The following is a 10,521-nucleotide window of genomic DNA, read 5'->3' on the forward strand; positions in this document are numbered from 1 at the left end:
TCGACAGCCTGCCGCCCCTCTCCCGGGCAGCAGTCGCGCAAGGCCCCCCGCAAGGTTCGCTCCGACATTACCTGAACACATCGATCTGCTGAAGGATCTGCCCGGGGAACTTGATCGGAGATACCACTCCAGCGTCAGGCGGTTCCTGATGCATCTGGAAGAGCAGGGGCAGTCATGGTCGCAACTGGTGCCCGCGGGCAGCGGTGCGGGTGCGCGCCTTGCCGCGCTTGAACAGGCCGTCAACGAGGGGATCCGGCATCATGGCTTGCCGATCAACACGCGCACTGCGCTCAACCAGGCCTTCGGATTCAGGCTGCGAGGCGACATAAAAGAAGCCTGGGCCCTGGTTCCGCCGGATCTTCAGGAGCACAAGGATCTGCTGAAGCATCTGCCCGGGGAACTGGCTCAGGCATACCGCTCTAACGTCAAGTGGTTCCTGGTGCATCTGGAAGAGCAGGGACAGTCCTGGTCGCAGGTGGCCGCGGGCAGCGGTGCGGGTGCGCGTCCTGCCGCGCTTGAACAGGCCATCAACGAGGGGATCCGGCATCATGGCTTGCCGACCAGCACGCGCGCAGCCATTAACCAGGCGTTCGGGTTCAAGCTGCAAGGCGACATACAAAGAGCACCGGGTCTTCAGGAGCACAAGGATCTGCTGAAGAATCTGCCGGAAGAACTGGATCAGGCGTACCGCTCTCGCGTCAACCGGTTCCTGGTGCATCTGGAGGAGCAGGGACAGTCATGGTCGCAACTGGTGGCCGCGGGCAGCGGTGCGGGTGCACGCCCTGCCGCGCTTGAACAGGCCATCAGCGAGGGGATCCGGCATCATGGCTTGTCGACCAACACGCGCGCTGCGCTCAACCAGGCTTTCGGGTTCAGGCTGCAAGGCGGCATAAAAAAAGTTCGGCTCGCGCCGGATCTTCAGGAGCACAAGGATCTGCTGAGGGATTTTCCCGAAGACGTGGATCAGGCATACCGTTCTAGCGTCACGCGGTTCCTGGTGCATCTGGAAGAGCAGGGACAGTCATGGTCGCAACTGGTGGCCGCGGGCAGCGGTCCCGGTGCGCGTCCTGCCGCGCTTGAACAGGCAGTCAACGAGGGGATCCGGCATCATGGCTTGCCGACCAACACGCGCGCAGCCATCAACCAGGCATTCGGGTTCAGGCTGCAAGGCGACATAAAAAAACGGCTTGCGCCGGACCTTCAGGAGCACAAGGATCTGCTGAAGGATCTGCCCGAAGAACTGGATCCTGTATACCGCTCTAGCGTCAACCGGTTCCTGGTGCATCTGGAGGAGCAGGGGCAGTCATGGTCGCAATTGGTGCCCGCGGGCAGCGGTCCGGGTGCGCTTGAGCCGGCAGTCAACGAAGGTATCCGGCATCATGGCTTGCAGACCAACACGCGTGCAGCCATCAATCGGGCCTTCGGGTTCAAGCTGCAAAGTAAAGCAGAAAAGCGGGAATAGTCCGGCCGACTGTGTCGCGACAACAATGAGCAGATGATGAATCGGTCGCGGTAGGGACGATGGCGACGTGCGGCATGAAGTCGCGTGGTTGATTGCTTTGCTGCTTGCGTAAGGGGAGAAAACCCGTTGTTCCGTCAACCATAGCCTACTGGAGCATGCGTAGCCTGCTCGCAAGAGCGCCACCAACCTATGCAGGAAGGTGCTTTCTGCTAGCGCCGAGGCGGATGAAACCCCCGGCGTCACACTAGTTGTCGCGTCTGAATTTTCGTCATTTGAAGAACCCAGAGGTGCAGGTTGAAAGACGAAACAGACGTATTCTGTTGAATTCAGGGAGCAGGCGCTGGCGAAGGCCCTGCAACGCGGCAACCGGTCCGTAGGAACGGTTGCCGCGAAACTGAACATGAACGCATTAACCTTGAGGAAGTGGATACGGGTGTCTAACACCGCAAGCCGCAACCCGGGGCCCGTCGATGCACGGCGCCCGGGAGACTGGTCTCTGGAAGAGCGCCTGCTGGCCTTGCATCAAAGCCATGGACTGAACGTCGAGGCACTGAACGCGTGATGTCGCGAACGGGGCCTGTTTACCCATCCGCTGGCCCAGTGCGCGCGCGGTTCTGCTCTGCCGAGGCCGCCGGCAGCCGACGCGCGAACGCGCCAGAGGTGCGTGAGCTGAAACAGGCCAATGCGCAATTGCAGCGCGAACTGAAGCACAAGGACCATGCGCTGGCGGAGGCAGCCGCATTGCTGGTGCTTTCAAAAAAGTATCAGGCGCTGTTCGGGGACGAGGACGAATGACTTCCCCTGAAGAGCGCGCGACATTGAAGGAACTGATCGACGAGGCCACTGCAGCCGGGGCTCGTCAGGCGCGCGCGTGTACCATGCCGGGACTGCGCCCGCACCGTGCAGCGCTGGCAAGGCGGTGGACCTGAGGCGGTGGATGGGCGCACCTTACGCCGCCATGAGCCCGCCAACAAGCTGTCGGCCAACGAACGCGCCGAACTGCTGGCAGTGGCCAACTCTGCCGGATTCGGTCATCTGCCACCGGGCCAGATCGTGCCGCGCGTGGCCGACCAGCGTCGCTACATCGCCTCGGAATCGACGTTTTACCGGGTGCTGCGCGAAGAGAAGCAGCTCGCCCACCTGCGCAGTGAACGGCCGGCCCGCGCACGCGGCAAGCCTCGCGCGGTATGTGCCGACGCGCCCAATCAGCTCTTTAGCTGGGACATCACCTACCTGCCGACGACGGTTCGTGTGCAGTATTTTTATCTGTATCCGTTTCTCGATGTCTTCATCCGCAAGATTGCCGGATGGCAGGTCTATGCCGGGCAAAGCAGCGTGCTGGCCGGCGAAGTCCTCAGAGACCTTTGCACAGGCGAAGCAATAACGCCCGACCAGGATATCCTGCACTCGATAACGGCGAGCCGATGAAAGGTGCGACGATGCTCGCTATTCTCAATGCGCCCGGTGTCATGCCCTCGCCCGGTCGCCCCCGGCGTGAGCAACGACAATCCGTATTTCGAGTCGCTGTTCAAGACCCTGAAGTACCGGCCGGCCAGGCCGCTCAAGGCGTTCGATACCCTGTTCGCCGCGCGCCCGTGGGTGGGCGCACTGCTGCGCTGGTACAACGAAGAGCATCGTCACGGCGCGATCCGGTTCGTGACGCCGGCGCAGCGTCATGCCAACATAGATCAGGATATTCTGGTTCGACGCGCAGCGCTTTACGAGGTGGCCGCAAGGCAACGCAATCCACTTCGGTGGAAAGGTCCCACGCGCAACTGGCAGCGCATAGATACCGTGCATCTGAATCCCGATCGCATCAGTAACCAGCGCGTCACACCACAACGCCTCAACCAGGAGACAAAGGCCGCGTGATATTTTATTCGTTGAGGCGACAGCTAGCTTGAGTGCGCCGGGAGACCGGCAAGGAGTAGATGGTGCAAGTCCATTACGATGAAGGAGTAGCGATCCACGTCGGCCCCGAGCCGTGCGCAGGCGTTCGTGAGGACGTCGGCGAAGCGTCGGTAGGGGAGCGTGCAGGCCATCCATTGAGCCACGATAGAGTTGCTATCCCGGGTGCCGACGCTGTTCAAGCCGCGGAAGGCAATATGGAGGGATGCGCAAGCGCGAGCATCCTGACGACCCGGCGTGGTCTGAGACCCTGGCATGTACGTACGCTCCTTGCGCGGGAACCGGGAGATCGCCCGCCTGACCAGTTGCAGAATGAACGGGCCCGCATCGGGAAGGCGAGGAGCCGTAGCCGATGATGAACGGACGGGAGAAGTCAGACTCCGCCATAGTAGCGAAGAGGCATGCGAACAAGGCCGGGAAACCGGCTGCGGAGCAGGCGGAGCCAAGGGCGGGGACCAAGGGGAACACGGGGCAATCTCACATGCGCCGGGCGCAGAACCGGGCAAGCATGCCACAGAGACTGGACCGTGTACGGCAAGCTGCAAGGCAGCGGAAGAAGGAACGGTTCACCGCGCTCCTTCACCACGTGACGATCGACCGGCTTCGGGAGTCGTACCTTGCGCTCAAACGCAAGGCGGCGCCCGGAGTGGACGGCCTGAGGTGGCGGGACGACGAGGCAGGGTCGGAAGAGCATCTTCGATCGTTGCACGCGAGAGTTCAAGGTGGAGCGTACCGGGCACTGCCCGTTCGGCGGCAATATATACCAAAGTCGGACGGCAAACAGCGCCCGCCGGGAATCGCCGCGCTGGAAGACAAGATCGTCCAGCGCGCGGTGGCGGAAGTGTTGAACGCGATTTACGAGGAGGACTTCCTCGGGTTCTCGTACGGGTTCCGGCCCGGGCGCAGTCAGCACGATGCGCTGGACGCGCTGTCGACAGCCATCACCAGTACCCCGGTGAAGTGGATTCTGGACGCGGACATTCGGGGCTTCTTCGACTCGGTTAGCCAGGAATGGCTAGTCCGTTTCATGGAGCACCGGGTCGGTGACCAGCGCATCATCCGTCTTGTGCGCAAGTGGCTCAAGGCGGGCGTTCTGGAAGATGGAGCGCTTAGCGTCAGTGAGACAGGTACACCACAAGGATCAGTGGCGTCGCCACTGTTCGCCAATGTGTATCTGCACTACGTCTTTGATCTCTGGGCCAACCGGTGGCGACGGCGGGAAGCCAAAGGCAAGGTGATCATCGTGCGGTACGCCGATGATATCGTTGCCGGCTTCGAGCACGAAGCTGACGCGCGGCGTTTCCGGGATGCGATGCGGTTGAGGTTGGAGGAGTTCTCGCTTGCGCTTCATCCGGACAAGACCCGGCTGCTGGAGTTCGGCCGCTATGCAGCGGCCACCCGAAAGCGGCGCGGTCTGGGTAAGCCGGAGACCTTCACGTTTCTGGGCTTCATATTCATCTGCGGGAAGTCTCGTCGAGGTGCTTTCCAGCTTCAGAGGAAAACCGGTGGCGATCGCATGCGAACGAAGCTTGGAGAGATCAGGGAGCGGTTAAGAGAGCGCATGCACGTGCCGATCCCGGAACAAGGGAAATGGCTCAAGCAGGTGGTCCGGGGGTACTTTGCCTATCACGCGGTACCCACGAACTCGCGGGCACCTGGCGCATTCCGCTACCACGTCACCGATCTCTGGCGGCGCACGCTTCGGCGGCGCAGCCAAAAGGACGGCATGACCTGGGAGCGAATGAACCGGCTCGCTGATGTCTGGCTCCCCAAACCTCGAATCCTTCATCCGTGGCCCGATCAGCGGTTTGCCGTCAAACACCCAAGGTAGGAGCCCGGTGCCCGAATCGGGCACGCCGGGATCTGTGCGGGGGGGTGTCCAGGAATGGACATTCCTACCGCGATAAATCTCCGGACCTCGATGTACCTGCGCGAAGATGACCTCAAACACTCCCGGCAGCTCACTGAGGCGTTTGAGCGTCTCATCAAGAAACGTCGTACACCGTGTGCCTTGCCGTGAAATCAGTCCCATCGACCATCATGCCTTCGATCAATACGGATCATCTTGCGCCCAACATCACGCCGACGGGTCATCTCCTCGCAGTGCCGCAAACCGATGCCCCCCCCGTGCCGGAGGACATCGCGCTCGGCCATGCTTTCCATGCTGGCGCAGGTCACGGCCTGCTCTATCTTGGCAGCACAGTAATCGGGCGGGCGCTGCCGCCCGCCTGGGGCTGGTGGCGCGACTTTGCCATGCGTTATGTCACCGCGTTATGCACAACGGCCACAGACGGGGATATCTCAGTCATCGAACCAGACGCCCGGAACATCGAAAGGCTGATTGACGACGCGCCCCCCATGACAGGCGCCGAATATCTCACGCCGGAAGTACTCGCAACACTGTGGGGTGAGATCGACAACGCCCTGCGCCTGGAGTTGGCCAGCACGGGTGGCTCACTTCAGGCATTTCTCAGGTCGCGCCACCCCACCTGGAATCTCGTGGGTCGGGTCCACTTCAATCTTGCCGAGAACCGGAAAGACCCGGATGCCCCTTTCGCTTTTCTGGCCACTTATACGGCGCGCGTCTCGGCGCATGGCAAGACTCAGCATCAGCCTCTGTCGCGCTCGCTCGAGGAATTCTCCGGCGCGCGCAACAAGGCGCAGCTTCTTTCGCTGCTGGTCCCCGTTCAGCGGGCGGCCGAGCGTTGCGACTGGGTGCGCGCCATGCTTGAATCGCGCGAGATCTATCATCCGTTGCGCTGGACGCCCACCGAGGCGTGGCACCTCCTCCAGGATTTGCCGGCGCTCGAAGCCGCAGGCATCATCGTCCGGCTGCCGGGTACGTGGACGGCGGGTCGTCCCGCGCGGCCCAACATCACGGCCAGTGTGGGCACGAAACCGCCGTCGCTTGTTGGCACGGATGCCTTGCTCGACTTCAACCTGGCGGTCTCGCTCGAGGGCGAACCATTAAGCCTCGCCGAAGTCCGAAAGCTGCTCAAGGGTGCCGACGGCCTGCAGTGGATCCGCGGACGCTGGATCGAGGTGGATACCCGGAAGCTCGGCCGAATTCTCCAACGTTTCGAAGATCTCGGGCAGGCCGCGCAATCGGGGCTGCCGCTCAACGACGCGTTACGCCTTCTGGCAGGTGCGTCAGATGGTGGCACCGAAGCGCCTGAAGAACACGACTGGGCGCAGGTTGTGGCCGGCCCCTGGCTGGCCGACACCCTAGAGAACCTGCGCCAGCCGGAAGGCCTGGCGCGCGTCGAGCCGGGCCCCGAGCTGCGCGCGCAGCTTCGGCCGTACCAGCACGTGGGCGTGCAGTGGCTCTACCTGCTCAGCCGGCTCGAACTTGGTGCGTGTCTGGCCGACGACATGGGGCTTGGCAAAACGATCCAGATCCTCGCGCTGCTCCTCATCCTGAAGCGCGAAGAGCCCAATCCGCGCCCAAGTCTCCTCGTCGCGCCAGCCTCCTTGCTGGCCAACTGGGCCTCGGAAGCCGAACGCTTTGCGCCTGGTCTGCGCGTACTGGTCGCCCACCCCTCCGTGACGCCTGCCGAGACCCTGCGCGACCTCGATAAGGCGCAGCTCGCCCAGATCGACTTCGTCATCACCAGTTTCGGCGCGCTGCTTCGCCAACCCGAGCTGGAGGCGATCCGCTGGCGTCTCGCGATCGTCGATGAAGCGCAGGCGATCAAGAACCCCGGGGCCAGGCAGACCCGGCAGGTCAAGAAGCTTCAGGCGCAAGCGCGCATCGCCCTAACGGGCACCCCCGTGGAGAACCGCCTGGCTGACCTGTGGTCCATTTTCGATTTCACGCATCCGGGCCTGCTGGGCTCTGCGAAGGATTTTGCCGGATTCAGCAGGCGTCTCGCGAAAGCTGGCCATTTCGGTCCGCTTCGCTCGCTCGTGCGGCCATACATTCTGCGCCGCTTGAAGACGGACAGGAACGTCATTGCCGATCTCCCGGAAAAAACCGAGCTCAAGGCCTGGTGTCACCTGAGTCCCGTCCAGGCCGCACTGTACGAGCGTGCTGTCCAGGACCTGGCCGCCGCGCTCGACGGTGCAGAAGGCATCGAGCGCAAGGGGATCGTGTTGAGCTACCTGATGCGTTTCAAGCAAATATGCAACCATCCGTCCCAGTGGCTTGGCGATGCGGCATGGAGGCCTGAGGCCAGCGGCAAATTTGCGCGCCTGCGGGAGTTGGTCGACGTGATTGTCGCGAAGCAGGAGAAGGTACTGGTATTCACGCAGTTTCGCGAAACCACCGAGCCCCTGGCGGCGTTTCTCGGATCGCTGTTCGGCCGTGAGGGATTGATCCTGCACGGCGGTACCCCGGTCAGCAAGCGGCGCGAGCTGGTCAGGCAATTTCAGGAAGACGAATTGACGCCATTCTTCGTGTTGTCGCTCAAGGCGGGCGGAGCGGGTCTGAATCTGACGGCCGCTTCCCACGTGATTCATTTCGATCGTTGGTGGAATCCGGCCGTGGAGAATCAGGCGACGGACCGGGCCTTTCGCATCGGCCAGCGCAGGAACGTGCTCGTGCACAAGTTCGTCTGCCGAGGTACGGTCGAGGATCGGATCGACCAGTTGATCGAAACGAAGCAGCAGCTGGTGAAGGATGTGCTCGAAGGGGGCGCGGAGCTCCTGCTCACCGAGATGAGCAATCGTGAGTTGCTCGATCTCGTCAGGCTCGATATACATCGTGCGCAGGAAACCTGACTACGCAAAGGGAATGTCATGGGTTACTACGGTGGATGGAAACCTTATGTCCCGGTGGCTGAACGCCGGAAAAAAGTCGAACAGCAGGTCGCGAAAGCAATCAAGGCGGGCAAGACCTTGTCGCCCATTTCGCCATATCGCGGCGCCATTGCGAAGACCTTCTGGGGCAAGGCGTGGTGCGACAATCTGGAGCGTTACAGTGACTACGATAGCCGCTTGCCACGAGGCCGCACCTACGTGCGCAATGGTTCGGTGATCGACCTGCAGATTACGGCGGGCAAGATTCTCGCGCAGGTCATGGGATCGAGCCTCTACACGATCAGGATCGATGTCACGGCGTATCCAGAAAAGAAGTGGCGCGAGTTAAGCGCCGATTGCGCGTCATCGGTTGATTCTATGGTCGAACTGCTGCAGGGCAAGCTATCAGCCGCGGTGATGGGACACATCTGCAAACCGGGCACGGGAATTTTCCCTGCCCCGAAAGATATCAAATTTGGTTGCGACTGCCTGGACTGGGCGTCGATGTGCAAACACGTGGCCGCAGTACTCTATGGTGTCGGTGCACGGCTTGACCGGCAGCCCGAACTGCTCTTCAAGTTACGCGGCGTTGACCCCGCCGACCTCGTCAACAGCACGGGCACCGGGTTGTCGGGAACGGGAACTGCGCCAGCGTCGGGTAAGGTCCTCGACAACGCGGCCTTGGGCGACGTATTCGGTATTGAGATCGACGCCGGCAGCGAGCCGCTCGCCTCGCCACCTGCTGCACGCAAACGGACAGGCAGGCAATCCGTTGCGCGAACGCGCAAGGTTGCCACATTATCGACTCCATCGAAACCGGCAGCGGGTGAAAAACCGACCTCGAAAGGCAAAAAGCTGGCGCCCAAAGCGGTGGCCAAATCCGTCGCTCCTGCAAAACGTGCTGGCAAAGCGCGTGCAGACGCGCCAAAGGCGACCCGTACAACCGCCTCGCAAAAATCGCCCGCACTTTCGCCGACGCCGCCGCGATCCCCAAAGAAAGCAGGAACATCCAAATGAGGTTAGAGTCATGGTCGCAGTCAAATTCGATGATTTTTCCGCTGCCTTCGACTTCGTCAGCTACGCAGCGCGCCGATGGAACACTAGGCGTATATCTCGCTCGATACGGGAAAAATCTACTGGATTTTCGACGCCATAGACACGATCGAGGAGGAGATACCCGAGGATCTGGAAGACTCGGATCGCTACCTCGCAATTCCGCACAAGAACGAACTTGACCTTGGAAGCAGTCTCGCCCTGCGCTTTGCCGCACAGCAACTGTCTGCGCGCTATGACCAGGTTGAAGGGTTTTTCCAACGGAGAGGGGCATACGCGCGCTTCAAGGATCTAATCGAGCGCGAAGGTGCCTTGGAACGCTGGTATGCGTTCGAGGCTGATTCTGTCGAACAAGCGCTGAGGCAATGGTGTACCGAGGCCGGGCTCGAGATTCATGGCTGAACGCGGCTGCACTTTACGGGCTGCTCTGGGATGAGAAACGACATGTCACTGCTCAAGAACCGCGTTAAGGCGACCGATGAAAAGATCAAGGCCATGAAGGATGCCCGCAAGACGGCGGACCGGGAGCGCAGGCAAGCATACAAACAGACGCGCGCCGATCGCGAACGCCGAGTGATGCTCGTTGGCGAAACGGTGCTCCACCGCGTTGAGCGCGGCGAATGGGACGAGGCCGAGTTTCGGAAAATGATGGACGAGGCGCTCACGCGCCCGGCCGACCGCGCGCTTTTTGATCTCGACGAATAGGATGCGAAAGGAGCTATTGTCGGATCTGGTGTATGGGGTTGAGGCGGGGAATTGAGAAGGCGGTGGCGGTTGGCTGAGAATGTTGCTTGTCGAGAGTAACAACCAGCTAACCGGAATCCACCACCAATGAATGAGTTTACGGAAGAAGCGAACAGCGGTAAAGCAGCAACGTTGGGCAGCCTGGACGATCTGATCCAGCGCGGTGCCCGTCAGATCATCCAGCAGGCGATCGAGATGGAATTGGCGACATTGCTCGAGCAGTACGAGAACGTGAAGACGCTGGGTGGCAAGCGCGCGATAGTCCGCAATGGCTATCTGCCTGAGCGCGAGGTCGTCACCGCTATCGGACCGGTGCCGGTGAAGGTGCCGAAGGTACGCGACCGCTCGGGTTCTGGCGTGAAGTTCAACTCGAACATCGTGCCACCGTACATCCGCAAATCGCCGCGAGTGTCGGCTGCCTTGCCGTGGCTTTATCTGCGCGGTGTGTCGACCGGCAACATGAGCGAAGCGCTCAGCGTGCTGCTGGGCGGCCAGGCCAGGGGTTTGTCGCCGAACGTAGTCAGCCGGCTCAAGGCGCAGTGGGCAGACGAACACCGGCTATGGAATCAGCGCGATCTCCCGGGGTCACGCTGGGTCTACTGGTGGGCCGACGGCAT

10 protein-coding genes are annotated in these 10,521 nt (G+C 61.6%); all 10 read left to right on the forward strand.

Annotation, left to right across the window (positions count from 1 at the left end; translation table 11 throughout):
- Positions 1–148 precede the first annotated feature (148 nt).
- Positions 149–1,462, forward strand: coding sequence for a hypothetical protein (locus tag HV796_RS38090; protein WP_175232984.1), 1,314 nt, complete (start codon positions 149–151; stop codon positions 1,460–1,462).
- Positions 1,463–1,862: 400 nt separating this feature from the next.
- Positions 1,863–2,024 (forward strand): hypothetical protein, encoded by a 162-nt coding sequence (locus tag HV796_RS44700; protein ID WP_246356294.1) that lies wholly within the window; start codon positions 1,863–1,865, stop codon positions 2,022–2,024.
- A gap of 38 nt (positions 2,025–2,062) precedes the next feature.
- Positions 2,063–2,257 carry a hypothetical protein gene (locus HV796_RS44705; protein WP_246356295.1) on the forward strand — a complete coding sequence of 65 codons (195 nt, stop codon included), beginning with the start codon at positions 2,063–2,065 and terminating at the stop codon, positions 2,255–2,257.
- 105 nt (positions 2,258–2,362) lie between these two features.
- A complete protein-coding gene (locus HV796_RS38100; protein ID WP_217478133.1) occupies positions 2,363–2,890 on the forward strand; it encodes a helix-turn-helix domain-containing protein in 528 nt (175 codons plus the stop codon).
- 66 nt (positions 2,891–2,956) lie between these two features.
- Positions 2,957–3,334, forward strand: coding sequence for an integrase core domain-containing protein (locus HV796_RS38105; protein WP_175232986.1), 378 nt, complete (start codon positions 2,957–2,959; stop codon positions 3,332–3,334).
- 388 nt (positions 3,335–3,722) lie between these two features.
- A complete protein-coding gene (gene ltrA, locus HV796_RS38110; protein ID WP_175232987.1) occupies positions 3,723–5,201 on the forward strand; it encodes a group II intron reverse transcriptase/maturase in 1,479 nt (492 codons plus the stop codon).
- Positions 5,202–5,410: 209 nt separating this feature from the next.
- A complete protein-coding gene (locus tag HV796_RS38115; RefSeq protein ID WP_175232988.1) occupies positions 5,411–8,089 on the forward strand; it encodes a DEAD/DEAH box helicase in 2,679 nt (892 codons plus the stop codon).
- 18 nt (positions 8,090–8,107) lie between these two features.
- Positions 8,108–9,124 carry an SWIM zinc finger family protein gene (locus tag HV796_RS38120; RefSeq protein WP_175232989.1) on the forward strand — a complete coding sequence of 339 codons (1,017 nt, stop codon included), beginning with the start codon at positions 8,108–8,110 and terminating at the stop codon, positions 9,122–9,124.
- A 480-nt stretch (positions 9,125–9,604) separates the two neighbouring features.
- Complete coding sequence (locus tag HV796_RS38125; protein WP_175232990.1) at positions 9,605–9,865, forward strand: hypothetical protein; 261 nt, start codon at positions 9,605–9,607, stop codon at positions 9,863–9,865.
- Between the two features lie 126 nt (positions 9,866–9,991).
- The coding region (locus HV796_RS38130; protein ID WP_175232991.1) for a transposase at positions 9,992–10,521 on the forward strand (530 nt) is incomplete at its 3' end.

The organism is Paraburkholderia humisilvae (genome assembly GCF_902859855.1).
Lineage (GTDB): Bacteria > Pseudomonadota > Gammaproteobacteria > Burkholderiales > Burkholderiaceae > Paraburkholderia > Paraburkholderia humisilvae.

Coding starts and splice junctions, on each gene's coding strand:
- HV796_RS44700 (WP_246356294.1), top strand. CDS start 1,863: ATGAACGCATTAACCTTGAGGAAGTGGATACGGGTGTCTAACACCGCA.
- HV796_RS38090 (WP_175232984.1), top strand. CDS start 149: ATGCATCTGGAAGAGCAGGGGCAGTCATGGTCGCAACTGGTGCCCGCG.
- HV796_RS38115 (WP_175232988.1), top strand. CDS start 5,411: ATGCCTTCGATCAATACGGATCATCTTGCGCCCAACATCACGCCGACG.
- ltrA (WP_175232987.1), top strand. CDS start 3,723: ATGATGAACGGACGGGAGAAGTCAGACTCCGCCATAGTAGCGAAGAGG.
- HV796_RS38120 (WP_175232989.1), top strand. CDS start 8,108: ATGGGTTACTACGGTGGATGGAAACCTTATGTCCCGGTGGCTGAACGC.
- HV796_RS38125 (WP_175232990.1), top strand. CDS start 9,605: ATGTCACTGCTCAAGAACCGCGTTAAGGCGACCGATGAAAAGATCAAG.